Source organism: Exiguobacterium sp. s138, from assembly GCF_018618775.1.
Classification (GTDB): Bacteria; Bacillota; Bacilli; order Exiguobacteriales; family Exiguobacteriaceae; genus Exiguobacterium_A; species Exiguobacterium_A artemiae.
The window spans coordinates 1-15,872 of record NZ_JACSMW010000009.1 but is presented as its reverse complement, the minus strand read 5'-3'; the positions used below and the strand labels follow the sequence as shown (position 1 = coordinate 15,872).

At 48.2% G+C, this 15,872-nt stretch carries 16 protein-coding genes; 7 read left to right on the top strand and 9 right to left on the bottom strand.

Annotated elements, in window-relative coordinates:
- Positions 1-40: 40 nt before the first annotated feature.
- The 3 genes from KNP91_RS14325 to KNP91_RS14315 form a co-directional block, all read right to left on the bottom strand.
- The gene (locus KNP91_RS14325) at positions 41-1,060 is read right to left on the bottom strand and encodes a copper resistance D family protein (protein ID WP_214850706.1); all 1,020 of its coding nucleotides are present in this window, start codon (positions 1,058-1,060) and stop codon (positions 41-43) included.
- Positions 1,057-1,611, bottom strand: a complete 555-nt coding sequence (locus tag KNP91_RS14320; RefSeq protein ID WP_214850704.1) for a copper resistance CopC family protein — start codon at positions 1,609-1,611, stop codon at positions 1,057-1,059. The genes KNP91_RS14325 and KNP91_RS14320 overlap by 4 nt, the downstream gene beginning before the upstream one ends.
- Positions 1,612-1,680: 69 nt before the next feature.
- A complete protein-coding gene (locus tag KNP91_RS14315) occupies positions 1,681-3,054 on the bottom strand; it encodes a copper amine oxidase (RefSeq protein ID WP_214850696.1) in 1,374 nt (457 codons plus the stop codon).
- A gap of 267 nt (positions 3,055-3,321) precedes the next feature.
- Between KNP91_RS14315 and KNP91_RS14310 the strand changes: the two genes are divergently transcribed.
- On the top strand, positions 3,322-4,335 hold the full coding sequence (locus KNP91_RS14310; protein ID WP_214850693.1) for an MSCRAMM family adhesin SdrC: 1,014 nt from the start codon (positions 3,322-3,324) through the stop codon (positions 4,333-4,335).
- A gap of 73 nt (positions 4,336-4,408) precedes the next feature.
- On the opposite strand, the gene KNP91_RS14305 is transcribed toward KNP91_RS14310, so the two are convergent.
- Complete coding sequence (locus KNP91_RS14305; protein WP_214767208.1) at positions 4,409-4,894, bottom strand: FixH family protein; 486 nt, start codon at positions 4,892-4,894, stop codon at positions 4,409-4,411.
- Positions 4,887-6,266: a PepSY-associated TM helix domain-containing protein gene (locus tag KNP91_RS14300; RefSeq protein ID WP_012369198.1), complete on the bottom strand. Its 1,380-nt coding sequence runs from the start codon at positions 6,264-6,266 to the stop codon at positions 4,887-4,889. The genes KNP91_RS14305 and KNP91_RS14300 overlap by 8 nt, the downstream gene beginning before the upstream one ends.
- Before the next feature lie 489 nt (positions 6,267-6,755).
- On the opposite strand from KNP91_RS14300, the gene KNP91_RS14295 reads away from it, so the two are divergent.
- Positions 6,756-8,126 (top strand): copper amine oxidase, encoded by a 1,371-nt coding sequence (locus KNP91_RS14295; protein WP_214850691.1) that lies wholly within the window; start codon positions 6,756-6,758, stop codon positions 8,124-8,126.
- A 112-nt stretch (positions 8,127-8,238) separates the two neighbouring features.
- Here KNP91_RS14295 and KNP91_RS14290 read toward each other — a convergent pair whose 3' ends face one another.
- A complete protein-coding gene (locus tag KNP91_RS14290; protein WP_214767029.1) occupies positions 8,239-8,829 on the bottom strand; it encodes a DedA family protein in 591 nt (196 codons plus the stop codon).
- 193 nt (positions 8,830-9,022) lie between these two features.
- Here KNP91_RS14290 and KNP91_RS14285 point away from each other — a divergent pair, with 193 nt between their 5' ends.
- Complete coding sequence (locus KNP91_RS14285) at positions 9,023-9,817, top strand: NUDIX domain-containing protein (protein ID WP_214850689.1); 795 nt, start codon at positions 9,023-9,025, stop codon at positions 9,815-9,817.
- 52 nt (positions 9,818-9,869) lie between these two features.
- Here the strand turns inward: KNP91_RS14285 and KNP91_RS14280 are convergent, their stop codons facing one another.
- Positions 9,870-10,724: a VOC family protein gene (locus KNP91_RS14280; protein WP_214850687.1), complete on the bottom strand. Its 855-nt coding sequence runs from the start codon at positions 10,722-10,724 to the stop codon at positions 9,870-9,872.
- A gap of 120 nt (positions 10,725-10,844) precedes the next feature.
- Between KNP91_RS14280 and KNP91_RS14275 the strand changes: the two genes are divergently transcribed.
- Both KNP91_RS14275 and KNP91_RS14270 read left to right on the top strand, forming a co-directional pair.
- Entirely contained in the window at positions 10,845-11,225 is a 381-nt protein-coding gene (locus KNP91_RS14275; protein ID WP_012369193.1) for a winged helix-turn-helix transcriptional regulator, read from the top strand.
- Between the two features lie 80 nt (positions 11,226-11,305).
- A complete protein-coding gene (locus tag KNP91_RS14270; RefSeq protein ID WP_214767033.1) occupies positions 11,306-12,076 on the top strand; it encodes a nucleotidyltransferase domain-containing protein in 771 nt (256 codons plus the stop codon).
- A 273-nt stretch (positions 12,077-12,349) separates the two neighbouring features.
- On the opposite strand, the gene KNP91_RS14265 is transcribed toward KNP91_RS14270, so the two are convergent.
- Positions 12,350-13,279 (bottom strand): NADP-dependent oxidoreductase, encoded by a 930-nt coding sequence (locus tag KNP91_RS14265; RefSeq protein ID WP_214767035.1) that lies wholly within the window; start codon positions 13,277-13,279, stop codon positions 12,350-12,352.
- A gap of 101 nt (positions 13,280-13,380) precedes the next feature.
- Positions 13,381-14,853 carry a methyl-accepting chemotaxis protein gene (locus tag KNP91_RS14260; RefSeq protein WP_012369190.1) on the bottom strand — a complete coding sequence of 491 codons (1,473 nt, stop codon included), beginning with the start codon at positions 14,851-14,853 and terminating at the stop codon, positions 13,381-13,383.
- A 148-nt stretch (positions 14,854-15,001) separates the two neighbouring features.
- On the opposite strand from KNP91_RS14260, the gene crcB (KNP91_RS14255) reads away from it, so the two are divergent.
- Together crcB (KNP91_RS14255) and crcB (KNP91_RS14250) are read left to right on the top strand one after the other, a co-directional pair.
- Entirely contained in the window at positions 15,002-15,403 is a 402-nt protein-coding gene (gene crcB, locus KNP91_RS14255; RefSeq protein WP_012369189.1) for a fluoride efflux transporter CrcB, read from the top strand.
- Positions 15,400-15,747 carry a fluoride efflux transporter CrcB gene (gene crcB, locus KNP91_RS14250; protein ID WP_026829473.1) on the top strand — a complete coding sequence of 116 codons (348 nt, stop codon included), beginning with the start codon at positions 15,400-15,402 and terminating at the stop codon, positions 15,745-15,747. Before crcB (KNP91_RS14255) ends, crcB (KNP91_RS14250) begins: the two co-directional genes overlap by 4 nt.
- Positions 15,748-15,872 lie beyond the last annotated feature (125 nt).

The window sequence follows — 15,872 nt, the reverse complement described above, 5'->3', positions numbered from 1 at the left end:
ACACAGCCACCATTCTCCGATCGTTGAGAAGGTGGCTGTTTTAGAGCGTATACACGAGTCCGATGTAGAGCAGGCTGACACCAAGGAGACAGAACAGACTGCCGAGCAGAAACGGCAGGCGTTTTTGATAGGTCAACAGCAACAATCCGATACTGACGCAACCCGATAAGAGCAGGACACGGTTCGACCAAAGAATCGGCTTGACTGCTCCAAGCGTGTTCAAATCCGGCGGTTCTAGATTACTGAGGGTCGCTGTCGCAAGAAACACACAACAGAGGATCAGACTCTCAAAGCGTAGACCGTGCCGCGGATCAACATCCGGTTCCTTCTGTAACCGCCTTTTGACGAGTGTCCCGTTGATAAACGCATAACCGAGCAAAGGAATCAGCAACAAGTGTTTCCACAGCAATGCCTGTCCGTACGGAACGTTCCAGGCATTGCGGTACTCGCTTAACGGAACACTTTGACGCATCACGAAGAAGCCGGTCACGATGACCCCTAAAAACGTCAATTGGGCGAACGGACTGAACCAGCGTAAAAACGACAACCAGTGGTTAGAGTCCCGGGCACACCAACCGATGACGAATACGACTCCAACCCACAACGCCATCAGGCTAAAATGACTGGTCTGTAACACAAGCCCCGGCAGGCCATGCTTCGCTGCGGCGTGACTGGTTCCGGAAATTCCCAGAAACAGCGGGATTGTCACACCGAGCAGCAACCACCGTTTGATGAGCCGGATTCGTTTCATGAACACGATGATGAGTGCCACGAGTGCTGAAAAATACACCATCAAAAAATACGTACCGATCCGGACATCAAATAAGCTTGCCCGTAACGCTTCACGGAAGGATAAGTCCATTTCCTGCTGAAAATAAGAATATACACGCCACAACGGAAGGACGGATCCAATTACAATGCTGATGAGAGCGGCACACGCAAGACCGTCTAATGAACCGATTGTCGGTTTTTTATCTTCTGCCACAAACAGAAGCAGGAGCCGACCTGCCCAAAGTGCCCCACCAATATAGATGAGCAGTTCACTGATGATGCCACTCATGATCGTTTTTGACGACGGAGCAGGAAGAACGTGATGATGATTGCCAAAACCAAAACAGCCACGAGCCAAGGTAAGAACGTCGGGAACAGTCCCGGTTCGACGGTTTCTGTTGATTCGGTTGGAACGATGCTTGATTGTTGCGGTTCTGGTTTTGTTGCTTCCACTTGATCGTCCGTCGCATCGCTTGACGCAACAGCTGCTTTTACGTCAAAACGAATGGTGCCTCCGACCGGATGTCCATCTTCCGAAATCAATTTCCAGCGTATGAGATATGTTCCGCTTTCGAGTTTTTGTTGAACGGCTGCACTCCATTCATTACCGATGATCAGGGGTTTCTCAAGTGAAATCACGTCACCTTGACCTGTTTTCAGTTCGACCGTACTGGTTTTTTCAATCGCCGTATCGAAATTCAAACGGATTTTTGTTAAGTCTCCTTTGATGACTTCCCCTTCTGCAGGATTTGAATTCTTTAGACTCGTGTGAGCCGAGACCGAAAACGGCTGAACGACGAATAAAACCAGAATAAACAGCACAAACCATTTGATCTTCATCCTAAACTCCTCCTTTACAGAAAATGTGTAGAAAAAGACCCGCTGTTTCCAGCGGGTTCGGTTGTCCGATTAGTGTTGTGAACGACGTCCGCGAAGTCCGAAGAATCCGAGAATTGACGCAGCGGCGATTCCGAGTAATGACCAGAGGATGCCGGCTGAAGATTGTGCTTCAGCTGCTCCACCAAGACCCGTATTCGGCATACCGGCTGGTGCGCCTTTGAATTTATCCGGGAACTGATCGACGATTGCGGTTGCTGTTCCTTCACCGACACCGTACATATGACCGTAGGCTTCACGGATCGCCGGGTACGTTTTGTCGTAATCTTTTTCATTGTAGCTGTTGAACGCCAGTAACAGTTGATCGATATGGACCTTGAGTCCTTCTTCCAAGTCTTTCGACTTCAGGCGTCCCTCTGTTGCGGCATCCAGGAAGGCGGCTTGTTCGACGCGGTACTCATCCAGTTCCTGAACGGCCATGTCGCGTGCTTCCTCGTCTTTTGCACCGGTCGCTTTGACATAATCGACGAAGTAACCGATATGGCTCGACCAAATTTTCTTGAACTCCTGGGCCGCTTCGCTGCCGTAAACAGAACCGATCGACGCTGTCAGATCATCCGTGTTCTCACCAAGCGCTCCTGCTGCTGCATCGAAGTCTTTTGCTCCGTCAATCCCTTTTTGCATCGCCAGAACGGCCAGTGCGGCGTGTTCCGAGAAGTTTCGGTTTAAGCCGGCACGAAGGTCAGCCGCTGGTGTATCGACTTTCGTATTTTTGAATTTGTCCGGGTATTGATCGACGATGGCACCGGATAAGCCTTCTCCTACCATGTACATGTGCTCAATGGCGATACGGAGATTGCTGTAGGCGGCGTCATAATCACCGGCGACGTAGCTGTCGAATGAAGTCAACAATTGCGTGATATGGACTTTTAATCCACCTTCTAGATCTGCTGCTTTCAAGCGGCCTTCCGTCGCTTTATCGAGGAAAGCGGCCTGTTCGACGCGGTATTCATCGAGTTCCTTCAACGCTTTTTGTTTCGCGTCTTCATCTTTAGCGCCTGTTGCTTTCACGTAATCCACGAAGTAACCGATATGACTCGACCAAATCTTTTTGAACGCTTCGCCGGCTTCATCCCCGTAGACGGATCCGACAGCGGCCGATAAGTCATCCGTATTTTGGTTTAGGGCAGCGGCCGCCTGATCAAAATCTTTTTTGCCGTCAATGCCTTTTTGCATGGCGATGACTGCTAAATACGCATGTTCAGATAAAAGCTGATCAAGCGTCGCTCGCAAATCCGATGCGGGAGACGAGACATCTAGAGATACTTTGCCTGAGCTGTGGGACATCTTGCTATGATCTTCATGACCATGGGCACTGACGCCTGCTGCCGGAATCAATAATGCGGCACTGAGTGGGACGGCGAGATACGACTTTTTCATCTTCATCTTATGAACACCCCTTTGTTTTTTTAAACTACACACAGATAACGTAAGCAGTTCACAAATAGTTTTATTTTTTTACATTTTTTATTTGAAATATTTTTTCTTAAAAAATATAAGGCGTTTTGAAAAGTTTTCTCTTTAACTATTTTAACTATTTTATTTTTTACTGACTCGTTTTTTGAAAGAGCGTCCTTATCTTAGAACAATTTGATTAAACTCTTCTTAAGATTGCTTTTTAAACTATTTTTCATCAGGAACAGGAGTGAACGTATGAAACGAATCATTATTGGAGCATTGCTCGCCTCCGTCTGTCTCTCCCAGTCGGTCGTATCAGTAGACGCCAAGACAAAACCAAAGAAAAAAGAAGTTACGCAAGTCGATCGCGATCAAAACAAGATTCCGGATTCCTGGCAACGTAAGTATCATTTAGGATATGGAAAAACCGTAGCGACGGCCGATCGTGACCGTGACCGTCTGACCAATCTCCAGGAGTATCAATTGCAGTTGAATCCGACCAAAAAAGACACAGACGATGACCGGCTGGCTGATGGACAAGAAGATGCAGATCGTGATCGCGTGACGAATCAACAGGAATATCTTGCCAAGCTTAATCCCTTGAAAAAAGATTCGGATCAAGACGGGATTTCCGATGCGGCAGAAGATCAAGATGTGGACAACCTGACGACGGAAGAAGAATTCATTGTCGGCACACAACCGATCCAAGCTGATTCTGATCGAGACGGTCTAAAAGACGGGGAAGAAGATCGAGACAAAGATCAATTGAATAACGAGGACGAATTCGAACTGGGATCAGACCCGACTCATGCCGATAGCGATCATGACGGTGTTCGCGATGATCAGGAAGATGCAGATCAGGACGGCGTCCAAAACAGTCAAGAAATCAAACGAATGACAATCAAGTTGACTAATATGAACAAACAAAAGTTCGAATGGCGTTACAGCAGTGAACACCACCGGAACGTATTACGAATCAAGGATGAGATCGGTCTCAAAGATATCGCCACGTTACGTGAACGGTTAACGCTGACTGCCTCGATGACGAAAGAAGAACTCTTAGTACAGGTCACTCAAGCCTTACAACTTCCGACGCCAATCAAAAGCTTACAAGTCGAAGTCAAGTTCGTGAATGGCCATGAGATGGAATCAGAAGATGAATCATCGGATGATGATGGACAATCCGATGATTCCGCAGATGACGACGAGTCGGATGATGATTCAGACGATCAAGGGGATGACCATGGATCTCACGGAGAAAACGATTAATCTAATCTCTTGTCCACAAAAAAACAGGACGCCGGATTTTTGATCCGTCGTCCTGTTTTTTTGTCTTATTTTTTTAATGATGATGCCCGCTGCTTCCACCGGCAGGTTTGGCACCGCCCTGTAAGATTTTTAAATCGTTGGCGGACAGTTGACCGACAATAAACTGTCTGGTCGGCATAATCATCGCCCCGTTACTGCTGGCATGGACCTTGATGTAATACAGACCTTCCTTCGGCAATTTCTTCTCAATCGAGTAAACTCCCGGTTTCGTTTCATCTGCCGGTTCCATACTGTACCGAAGTGTTCCATCTGCTTTCCAGATTTCAAAATGGACATATTCCGCTTCTTTAATTGCTTTTTGATCCTGCCACAGTGTCGCTCCGAATCGGTACTGTTTTTCCTGATCAGCTTTCAGTACTTTCGGAATTTCAAACTTTACAGACAGCGGTGCTGAGACTGCGTAATGTTCTGCCGCGTCAGACGTAACACTACATCCTGCAAGACCGGTACTGGTGACAATCAGTCCACTTACTAAAAGACCTTGGATGGACTTACGCATTCAAAAACCTCCTTAGAACCGCAATTCGCCGGATGATGATGAAATCCACCAGCCAGACCACAATTAACGACAGACCAACCAGCGGGAACAGGACACCGAGGATAATCAGCACGAGAATAAACCATTTGATGGATTTCGCCGGCGGTCCTTTCGGTGCCCCCATCCCTTTGCCCGGTTTCCGTTTCAACCATAGATAGAATCCACTGACCGCTACCAAGATGATTCCAAGACAAATGGCTAAACTGATCAATTGATTGATCAGACCGAATTCTGTTCCTTTGTGCAGCGTGATACCGAGTGCAACGATTTTACCGACAAGCCCATAGTTAGCAAACCGGTAATCCGCTAAAACAGCACCAGAATATTGATCGAGATGAATCGTCGCTTCATTTTCCGCTTTCGCCGGGTAGGCCGACAGTGTGTAGACACCTGCCGGATCACTCGGAATGCTGATCGCGAAGCTTGGATCCATCCCCTGTTGTTTGGCGATTGATACAATGTCATCGATTGATGCCGGAACAAGTCCTTCGACGTTTGATTTCGGCACGTCAAGCGTCTCCGCTGCCCACGGGACTTCTGCCACATCTTTCGTTTGAACGGCTGATACCGGCGCATCTCCTCCCCAAATCGATGGTGGATAACCAAGTCCTTGATTGGTTGCAACTGATTGGAAATTGGCGCCCCAAAAACCGGACCACGGCAATCCCGTCAAAATCAGGAATAACATCCCGGCCGTAATCCAAAAGGCCGGTACGGCATGCAAATCACGTCGGAAGATTTTTTTCCCCTGGCGCAGACGCGGAATCAAGACACCACTCCAACCGGCTGCTTTTTTACGCGGGAACCATAAAAATAATCCTGTTACGATTAAGACAATCGCCCAACAGGCAACAAGTTCAACGATCCGGTCTCCGATTGTCCCGGCCATCAATTCGCCGTGGATTTCTTCGACTTTATTCATGATCCGGTCATCATCCGCCAGTTCGCCGATAATTTTTCCGGTGTACGGATTGATGAAGACCGTCGACGAGGCCTCTGCCGTCGCAATCTTCACTTCACTCGACCGTGCATCGGTTTCTCCGGGGCGGTACTTCGTAATACTTGCGTCCGGATAGTTTGCTTTGACAGCATTGATTTGTGCCGTCGCTGAAATCCGGTTTTCTTGCGGTGTCACTTCATAATACTTCTGATATAACACATTCTCGATTTGTGGTTTGAATAAGTAAATCGATCCCGTCACGGCAAGCATGACAAGAAATGGTGCAAAAATCAGTCCGGCATAAAAGTGCCAGCGCCAAACCGTCCGGTAAAATGATGATGCGGAACGGTTTTCCGTTTTCTGTTCTGTTCCCCTCGTCTCGAGTTGATTCATGTTCAATCCCCGCTTCTTCGTTAAGTAGATGTTCTCATGACAATATGTAAGATGAGTTATGATGGCACACGTGTTGTCACGAGTCTGCTGTCTTATTCTACGTGTTCTTTTCTCTCCCCACCCCTTCAGTGATTTCAGTTTTCCGTACATCCGTGAAAAATATGTCCAGCTGGTGAACGCTTATTAAGTATAAGCGGTTACACAATTTGCGGACCGCTGACACTATGGCGATTTTTTGCCAATCCGGTGATATCTCTGCGTGTTAATTAAGTAGTTGCTTCGTTAAATTCCACACAATAATTTCGTACATATAATAAGAAAACACTTAGTTTCTTTGCAAGTGAGTTAAATGATTTTGAAATTTTTTCATATTTTTTAATCTTTTTTAAATCCAATTCAAAACCGGGTGCGTATGCTGTTCAGAACGATGAGGAAATGAATTACCAGATTGGTTAAAATAAACACCCAAATTTGAGAGGATGAGACAAGATGAAAAACACGAAAAAATTCGCAGCAACAGCCATGGCAGCAGCACTCGTATTACCAGGAACGGCAGCATTCGCTTCCGGTGGCGGAGACGACATGAAACATGAGGAGAGCGCGAAGAACGTCACGGTCAAAACGAAAGCCGCTGACCTCCGTGCAACACTCGATCAGTTACTCTCAGAGCACTTCGTGCTTGCCGTCATGGACATGAAAAAACAATATGACGGATCAAAAGATGCACAGTATTATGAAGCGGCACTGAAACAGAACGCACTCGACATGACACCGGCGATCGCTTCTGTGTACGGCGACGAAGGCGCAAAACAATTCGAAAAAATCTTCGTTGACCACAACAAATACACAACGGATCTCGTCAAAGCCGTCAAAGCGGACGATCAAGACGGCATCAACGCGTCGAAAGCGGAAACAGAAGAGTTCGTCCAGGACCTCTCGAGCTTCCTCGACACAGCAACAGAAGGTAAACTGCCGAAGGCAGCAGCGGAAGAAGTTCTCCGTGCCCATGAAGCGGACGTCTATAAAACATTCCAACAATATGCAGCTGGTGACTACGAAGGATCGTACAACACGTTCCGTGAAGGTTACAGCCGCATGTATGATATCTCAAAAGCACTCTCCGTCGCGATCACAACACAGATGCCTGAGAAGTTCGACAACACGAAAGCGGACACAAAAGCCGCTGACCTCCGGTCAACACTCAACAGCCTCGCAGCTGAGCACGTGGCACTGGCGAACATCAGCATGACAGCCGGCGTCGACCAAGCGAAAGACTACGATGCAGCAAACTGGGCAGAAGACATGCACACAGCTGACTTCAAAGCGGCTATGAAATCAGTCTACGGTCAAGCGGGCGCGGATCAATTCGAGCAAGTTTGGACGAAAAACCACATCGAAGCGCAAGCAAATCTCGTCACAGCAGCGATCAACGACGACAAGAAATTGATGGGTGACGCGCAAGACATGCTTAAAATGTTCTCAAATGACTTTGGTGCATTCCTTGGCGCAGCAACAGAAGAAAACCTTCCGACAAAAGCAGCACAAGAAGCAGTCTCTGGTCATGAGACATACGTCCAAGATACATTCATGCAGTATGTCGAAGGCGACTACAAAGGATCAGCTGACACATTCCGTGAGTCGTATGCTTACATGTACGGCGTCGGTGAAAACCTCGGTGAAGCGATCGTCAAACAATCACCTGAGAAATTCATGGACGGTACACCAGGTTCTATGCCGAACACAGGTAACGGCGGCATGAGCGACAACAATACAGCAGGTACAACAGGTGCGATCGCTCTCTTCGGTCTTGCACTCGGAGCAGCTGGAATCGTCCTCGCACGCAAACGTCAAAACGCATAAGAATTCACACCTAAACAATAAACATCCCCTTCAGAAATGATTTCTGAAGGGAATGTTGTCATGTACAGAATAATCCTGTCGAATCCTGGATGTTCATATTACTCATCAGGCATTATTCCGTGACAAATTCTTCTTCTTTTTTTAAACGATTGCGTCGTTTCGCGTGCACGACACCGGAAATAATAATCGTCAATAATGCCGCAATAATCAGAAGTACCACACTTGGATGTTCACTTAACCACATTCCCAGTTCCGACCAGGTGACCGTCTGCCCGATTCGTACGATTAAAAAAGTCCATAATCCGGTGTACAGCCCTGCCGCAACGAATGTCATCGCCAAATAACGGGGTAACGGATAACCGAGTAATCCGGCAACATAATGGATCGGATGGCGGACTCCAGGTAAGAAAAAGGACAAACCGATCGCCCATAATCCACGGCGTTCTAAAATCGATTCAGCCTGCTCCAGGAATTTCGATTTCATCAACCGTTTGACGAGTGGAATTTCACGGAAAAAGCGTGCCAATAAGTAAAACCAGGCAAAGGCAATGAAAAAGATAGGCCATGCGGCTAACCAAATCAAAACCGGATGCATGCCTTCGCGGATCCGTAATGCGGCATATCCCATCATCAATACATCGTCGGATAGCGGCGTAAACATGATACCTCCTGCCAACCGGACCAATGCCATAACATCCACCATTCTCTCACGTCCTTTTTTTCTCTCTATAAGTAAAGTATGCCCGAATTTCCTTGAGTTGAGCCCTCTTCTTTTCTTTAGTTTTTCTTTTCTCGCAAAATGCATGTCGAATTGGAGGAACAGGCAGGGATATTCCACCTGATACGAGAAGGTAGTCAAGGAACCTAACTGCTTAAAAGATAGAGGAGGAATTTCCATGTTACATCGCCGGAAGACCTACACGATTCGCCCGGAACGACTGCAGGAATTTACCGAGTTCTTTCACACGTATCTCTACCCTTTACAAATCAGTCACGGTGCCCGCCTTGTCGGCCGCTGGGTGAATGAAGCAGAAGATGAAGTCATCGCCATCTGGGAATACCGTGATCGCGAACATTACGAACAAGTCGACCGGGACGTCCGCGGCAGCACGTTACGCCGCGAAGCCATGAAAAAACGCGCCCGTCTCGGGAAAAACCTTTATATTAAATCAACGGAAGACTTTTTGACGGCGACCGGCGTCTATGCTCCGCCACGTGCCATCGTCAGCGTCACCGCTTATATCACGAACGAAGCCGGCGAAGTCCTGCTTGTCCGCAATCTCCATCGTGGTGACACGTATGAAATGCCGGGCGGCCAGGTCGAGAACCATGAATCGATTCTCGATGCTGTTAAACGGGAAGTCAAAGAAGAAACTGGAGCGGATGTCACGATTGAAGGCATTACCGGTATTTATCAAAACGTCTCAAGCCACGTCCTGTGTGTCGCCTTCCGCGGTACGTATACCGGCGGAGAACTCCGTCCGCAAGAAGGGGAAACGGCAGAAGTCGGTTTCTTCGACTTGAACCGGGAGAACATCGGCACGTATATCAAACGGGAACACTTCCAGTTGCGGACGCTTGACGCGATGGATCCGCATTACTTCCCGCATGCCCTTTATAAAGTCCGTCCTTACGAACTGATCAGCCGTTATGACGGCAATGCCCCATCAGCTTTATCCGGTCAAAATTAAAAGACGTCAAAAAAAGCGATTTCGTTATCGAAATCGCTTTTTTCTATGGTGATTATCCTTTAGAGAGTAAACGGGCGGTAATGCCGGCATCATCCGTGACGTAGACTGCATCCTCTTGCCGGTTGACTTCGTAAGGAGATTGTTCGAGTGCTGCGACTGCCGTTTCACGCGAAGCCGCGTCCGGATAAATCAGTGTCCAGTAGGTCAGGCCAACCGCATCAGCCGGTGTTTTCGGTGCATCAACCCCTGACCAGACGTTCGTTCCGATATGGTGGTGGTAGCCGCCGGCAGCAAGGAACAATGCACGCATCCGGGAAGCATCCGCTGCGACATCAAATCCGAGTGTCTCCACATAAAACTTCCGCGCTGCTTCAAGTGACTTCACATGGAAATGGACATGTCCCATGACGGTCTCTGCCGGCATGCCGTACCAGTCTTCCTCACCCGCCTCGACGAGCATACTTTGCCAGTCAACCGGATCCGTCGTCATTTTAACATCACCGTTTGCTTCATACGTCCACGTATCACGCGGACGATCGGCATAAATCTCAATCCCGTTTCCGTCCGGATCTGATAAATAAAACGCTTCGCTGACGAGATGATCCCCTTGCCCGAGTTCAATTCCTTGGGCAATCAAGTTACGAATGACGAATCCGAGTTCTTTCCGGTTCGGTAATAAAATCGCAAAATGATACAGACCCGCCACTGAATTTTTCGGGAGTTGTTTTGCCGTACTGTGTTGCTCCAGAATGACGAGCGGTGTCGTCTTCGCACCAAGTGTTGCCGTCTGTTCGTCTTGTCTTAAAACCGTTAAGCCTAGTGCATCCCGGTAAAACGCAATCGATTGTTCCAGATTGGTAATCCGTAAGCTGACCGGTCCGAGTGTAATGTTTGGATTGATGTTCATTTTGCTTCCTCCTCATAAGTTCGCTTCGTATCTTCATTATCAATCAGAAGTGACAGGAACGGAAGTAGGCACAAAGAAGTGGTATAGTATCCTAAACGATACCATGAAGGAGGAACCGCCATGGAAGAGACACCAAGCTGCCGCGTCGAGACGGCACTCGAAATTCTGACCGGGAAATGGAAACCCTCGATTTTGCTCGAACTGATCACGCATGACACGCTCCGATTCAGTGAACTGAAACGGAATCTCCCGAACATCACGCAAAAAATGCTGACAGCCCAGCTTCGGGAACTCGAGCTGAACGATATCGTCCATCGCGAAATCTATCAGGTGGTCCCGCCGCGAGTTGAATACTCGCTGACGGATTACGGAAAAACATTGATTCCTGTTCTGAACGCTATCAATGCCTGGGGCGAAAAACACGTAGAACATTTGGCGCAGAAAGACATGCTTCAAGATACGACACCAACACTTGCTTCTAGTACGAGCGATTCATTTTAATGGAATCGCTCTTTTTCATGGAATAATATCCCTTATTTCACGTATACTGACGGAATAGACTATATAAGGGAGCGAGCCCCATGCATCAACTTCATGCGATTGAACAGTTAGTAGCACGCTTAAAGCAAGATCCGGCTGTCGAAGCGATTTTTTTGAAAGGTTCATTTGGACGCGGTGAAGAAGATGTCTATTCGGATATCGATCTTTACTGTTTAGTATCCGAAGAACGGATGGCGAAATTTCTAACCCGTCGACTGACGCATCTGTCCGTCTATCGCCCGATCATCTGGAAAGACGATATCTTCATTGTCGCACCGCAACTAATTGTCGTGTACGATGATCTCCTGCATGTCGACCTGTTTACGGTGACGCGTGAATCGTTGAACCATTCCGATACGATTCGTGTCTTGTATGATCCGAAAAGACAACTCGATGCGTACGTCGAGACTTCTTCTTTGGCACTCGGGACACAAGAAGCTGTGGATGAAGCGATTGATTCCGTCTGGTTTCTGTTCCAGTATCAAAAAGCAGCCGGTCGCGGGAATGGATTATGGGCGGTCGAGATGTTACGGAGTGCACTAATCAAATTTGCCAAAGTCCTGTTGCACCGGTATGTTCCTGACCGGGCGCAACTCGGTTTAAAAACGCTTCCTGACTATTTACCGGAATCTCCACGTCTACGTCTTGAAGCGATTTATAACGTCCTCGTCCCGGCAACGCATATCGAAGCGGCACGTCTCTACCGGGAATTCTTACAGGAAGAACGGTCGCACTTGCAACAGATGCTGATTAATCAACCGGACACGTTACAGTTACTCGACCGACTGTTGGCATCCGAACAGGTGTATTGAGACCATCAAAATCCAGCTTTATGCAAAAAGCCGATCCCTCTTCTTTTGAAAAAAAGGGATCGGCTTTCTTGTGTGATTTTCAATAGCTTGTTAGAGAAGCAGGCAAAACGAAGACTTCTACGGGAAAAGCGGAACCGGTGAGACCCCGCAAGTCGCGCATGCGACGAGGAGGCTCACGTTTCGCCCGAGGAAAGCGAAGTCTTGCCTGTGTATCTCATAGATTACGTAAGCTATTGACTTTCGTCTATTTGAGAGCGCGTTCTGTTTTCTTGCTCACTTCACTTTAATGACGATTTTCCCTTTCGCATGACCTTCTTCTCCGTAATCATGCGCTTCTTTAATTTGATCTAAATCAAAAATCCGATCGACAACCGGTTTCAACTCTCCCCGTTCCACTGCTTGAGCGATATGTTGCAGCCGCTCGCCTGTCGGTTGCATGAAGACATAGGCGACGCGTGCCTGTGCTTCCTTCGCCTGATTTTCGTCCGGTGGTGTTGAAATCGAGACGAGCATTCCGTTTGGTTTAAGCATCTGGTACAGCTTTGCTTGTCCGTCGCCGCCCATCGTATCAAACACAAAATCAAGATCACGGACACGATCTGCCGGATCTTCCTGTTTGTAATCGATGACTTCGTCTGCTCCGAGCGCTTTGACCCAGTCGACGTTTTTTGTGCTCGTCGAGGTGATGACATGCAGCCCGTGCGCTTTCGCGAGTTGAATCGCGACTGTTCCGACACCGCCTGAACCGGCACCGATAAAGATTTTATCCCCTGCTTTCGCGTCCATCACTTCAAACATGACCTGCCATGCCGTGTGGGCGACGAGCGGCAGTGATGCTGCCTCCTCAAACGTCAGCGCTTCCGGTTTCTTGACGACAAGATGGGCGTCGACGGCGACATATTCCGCATAAGTCCCTTGACGGGCAATATCCGGACGGCTGAACACTTCATCACCGACCTTCAAGTCTGTCACGTTCTCTCCGACTTCTTCGATGACACCGGAGACATCCCAACCAATGACGAGCGGCATATCGTAACTGAGCATTTCCTTTAAGTATCCTTCACGCAACTTCCAATCAACGGGATTAACACTTGCTGCATGCACCGCAATCAAGACGTCATCTGCTCCGACGATCGGACGGTCCAGTTCCCCCACTTTAAATTGTTCCGATCCACCGTACTGTTCAATATAGGCTGCTTTCATGTGATTTCCTCCTCTGATTGTTGTACCTCTTAGTTGTTCCCGTTCACCACTTGCGACAAACGAAAAAAGTGCACCGACTCTTAAGAATCGGTACACAGGTGTCAGGCATGGGCCGTCTGTTGAAGGGTTAATGCGGTCTCGTTTAGTGTATGAATCGCTTGCTGTAAATCACCAATTTGTTCGACTTGCGACCGCGTCAGACCGGACAGTTGATCACTGCTCGTCAGTAACAGATCCATGAAGGCGTCGAGTTGTCCGGTAGCCTGTGCGATATTCGAGAGACTATTTGTAATCGTCGCGAATTGCTGTTGCGCTCCGCTGATCGCCTGCACGGAATCATTGGAGTCTGCCGCAATCGTCTGCAACGCGATTTGACTCCGTTGCATCCGCGCTTCCTGCTCCCGCAGTAAGTTGGTGCTGGCATCAATCGAATTACCGGTCTGCATGACATCACGATCAACCCGTTCGATGATCTGATTGATTTCCGTCGAAGCCGCTGCCGTCTGCGCGGACAAATTCCGGATTTCCTGGGCGACGACGGTGAACCCTTTACCGAATTCACCGGCACGTGCCGCTTCGATTGAGGCATTTAAGCTCAATAGATTGGTTTGTGTCGCAATCGCATTGATGCTCGAGGTGATGCTGACGATCTCTTTGAAGCGTCCGGCGAGCTGTCCAAAGGCGGTGACCGATTCATCCATACTTTCGGTTAATTGCTGTAACGACTCGCCGGCCTCGCTGATCGTAGCCTGGCTTTGCTCGGCCGTGACTTTTGATGACGAACTGAGGACAAGTGCCCGGTCGACGGCTGTCGCGACATCCGTCATCAACTCGACGTTATCGGTGTTCATCCGTTTGATCTGTCGGACGGATTGGGCATTTTTCGAAGAATTATCAGCCAACATCTGCATCGCCTGATCAATTTTCTCAAACGAGACTTTTGCCGTATCGACCGTTTCACTCATCTCTTCCGTGAACGTCGTGACATCCGTCGCGGTCGCCGCTGACTGACGAAGCGTCAGTTGAGACGTCTCCGCGTAATGTTCGGCTTTTTCTTGTTGACGTTTGACTTCCCGCATGACGTTTCGCCCAAATACGGCGACGAACGTCGCTGCCGAAAAGATCATCAAGTAGATAACGAAAGCGACGATCATGTCAAACGTGTTCGTAAAGACGATCGTTCCGAGCAGCGTAAAGAGAACCAGTTCAAACAATCCGAGGACACCTGCGAGCACGACCAGGTGCGGGATGAGATAGACAATCGAGATCGTCAGATAGAGATAGGCAATCGTCCAGATGCTTTGGGACGGTAAGGTGATAAGCACCAGTGCCAGGACAAGGTACGTCAAGACGATTTGAATGTATTTCCCACTTGGCTTTTCACCAAAAAACTGATTTCCAGCAAGCAACGCGATTGTTAATAACAGTCCACCGGCTAAAAATTGGTAAAAGACGCTCATCGGGACATAGCCGATTTGGGCAAAAATAAAAATCAAGGGATGGGCAACTGTGATCAATACAGGAATCAGACGAGAGAGTATTTTTGTACTCAATCGTTCAAGCGGTGAGACCATCTGCAAAACTCCTTCTATTGGATTCGTACACTTTTCTTATCGTCCAATTTTAAGATGACGTTTAGTCTCTATGAAAATTTTCATGACTTGACGCATGATTTCTGAAAAGCGTATGTTGAATACAAAAATGAGTGGAAGGGGGCTCCTTATGCTCTATCTATTAGTCGGGCTCGCCGGCATACTCGGCGCCTCTGCCCGGTATGGTCTTGGTCTTCTCATCGGAAATGTGGTGGTGGGTGCGTTCCCGTGGACGACGTTAACCATCAATTTAATCGGTTGCTTCGTATTAGGTTACGCGACACATTTTTTATTTAAGACGACCTTACTGCATCAGTATGCAATGACGGCACTCGGAACCGGTTTTGTCGGTTCCTTCACGACCTTCTCGACGTTCAGTGTCGAATCGGTTGAATTGTTGCGGGCTGGTGTCTATAGTTATGCGTTCGCCTATATCAGTCTCAGTTTGTTTGGGGGCTTATTGTTGTCTTACGTTGGTTATCTACTTGGAACACGCCGGTTACGCCGCTTTCAAAAGGAGGAGGTCTCATGAATTTCCTCGCGCTTGCGACCGGTGCCTTTTTTGGGGCAATCAGCCGCTTCGCCTTAAGCCAATGGACCAAAACGGTTTGGAAAAAGGATTTTCCGCTGGCGACCTTCATCATCAATGTGCTCGGTTCGTTTTTACTCGGTCTTGTCATCGGCTCCCACCTCGATTCGACCTGGACGTTGTTGCTCGGGACAGGATTTCTCGGCTCATTTACGACGTTTTCGACCTTTAAGCTGGAAACGTTACAGCTCGTCCAGAATCAAAATCGAAAGACACTGGTCCTGTATCTCGGACTCAGTTACCTCTGCGGAATTGGTGCCGCTTTTTTAGGAATTATTCTTGCCTGAAATACAAGAAAAAAACCAGAATCTGTTCCCTGTCTCTGAACTGAGCCCTAGAGTTTGGACAGTTTAATAAAAGCACCCTTAACGTTTTAAGCTGCTATGAGATGGCTTCGGTATTGTACCGGAGT

Excerpts from the sequence above, each read along its gene's own strand:
- KNP91_RS14280 (WP_214850687.1), bottom strand. The coding sequence starts at position 10,724 with ATGAACATCAATCCAAACATTACACTCGGACCGGTCAGCTTACGGATT.
- KNP91_RS14260 (WP_012369190.1), bottom strand. The coding sequence starts at position 14,853 with ATGGTCTCACCGCTTGAACGATTGAGTACAAAAATACTCTCTCGTCTG.
- crcB (WP_026829473.1), top strand. The coding sequence starts at position 15,400 with ATGAATTTCCTCGCGCTTGCGACCGGTGCCTTTTTTGGGGCAATCAGC.
- KNP91_RS14300 (WP_012369198.1), bottom strand. The coding sequence starts at position 6,266 with ATGAATCAACTCGAGACGAGGGGAACAGAACAGAAAACGGAAAACCGT.
- KNP91_RS14325 (WP_214850706.1), bottom strand. The coding sequence starts at position 1,060 with ATGAGTGGCATCATCAGTGAACTGCTCATCTATATTGGTGGGGCACTT.
- KNP91_RS14285 (WP_214850689.1), top strand. The coding sequence starts at position 9,023 with ATGTTACATCGCCGGAAGACCTACACGATTCGCCCGGAACGACTGCAG.
- KNP91_RS14295 (WP_214850691.1), top strand. The coding sequence starts at position 6,756 with ATGAAAAACACGAAAAAATTCGCAGCAACAGCCATGGCAGCAGCACTC.
- KNP91_RS14305 (WP_214767208.1), bottom strand. The coding sequence starts at position 4,894 with ATGCGTAAGTCCATCCAAGGTCTTTTAGTAAGTGGACTGATTGTCACC.
- KNP91_RS14320 (WP_214850704.1), bottom strand. The coding sequence starts at position 1,611 with ATGAAGATCAAATGGTTTGTGCTGTTTATTCTGGTTTTATTCGTCGTT.
- KNP91_RS14270 (WP_214767033.1), top strand. The coding sequence starts at position 11,306 with ATGCATCAACTTCATGCGATTGAACAGTTAGTAGCACGCTTAAAGCAA.
- KNP91_RS14275 (WP_012369193.1), top strand. The coding sequence starts at position 10,845 with ATGGAAGAGACACCAAGCTGCCGCGTCGAGACGGCACTCGAAATTCTG.
- KNP91_RS14315 (WP_214850696.1), bottom strand. The coding sequence starts at position 3,054 with ATGAAGATGAAAAAGTCGTATCTCGCCGTCCCACTCAGTGCCGCATTA.
- crcB (WP_012369189.1), top strand. The coding sequence starts at position 15,002 with ATGCTCTATCTATTAGTCGGGCTCGCCGGCATACTCGGCGCCTCTGCC.
- KNP91_RS14310 (WP_214850693.1), top strand. The coding sequence starts at position 3,322 with ATGAAACGAATCATTATTGGAGCATTGCTCGCCTCCGTCTGTCTCTCC.
- KNP91_RS14265 (WP_214767035.1), bottom strand. The coding sequence starts at position 13,279 with ATGAAAGCAGCCTATATTGAACAGTACGGTGGATCGGAACAATTTAAA.
- KNP91_RS14290 (WP_214767029.1), bottom strand. The coding sequence starts at position 8,829 with ATGGTGGATGTTATGGCATTGGTCCGGTTGGCAGGAGGTATCATGTTT.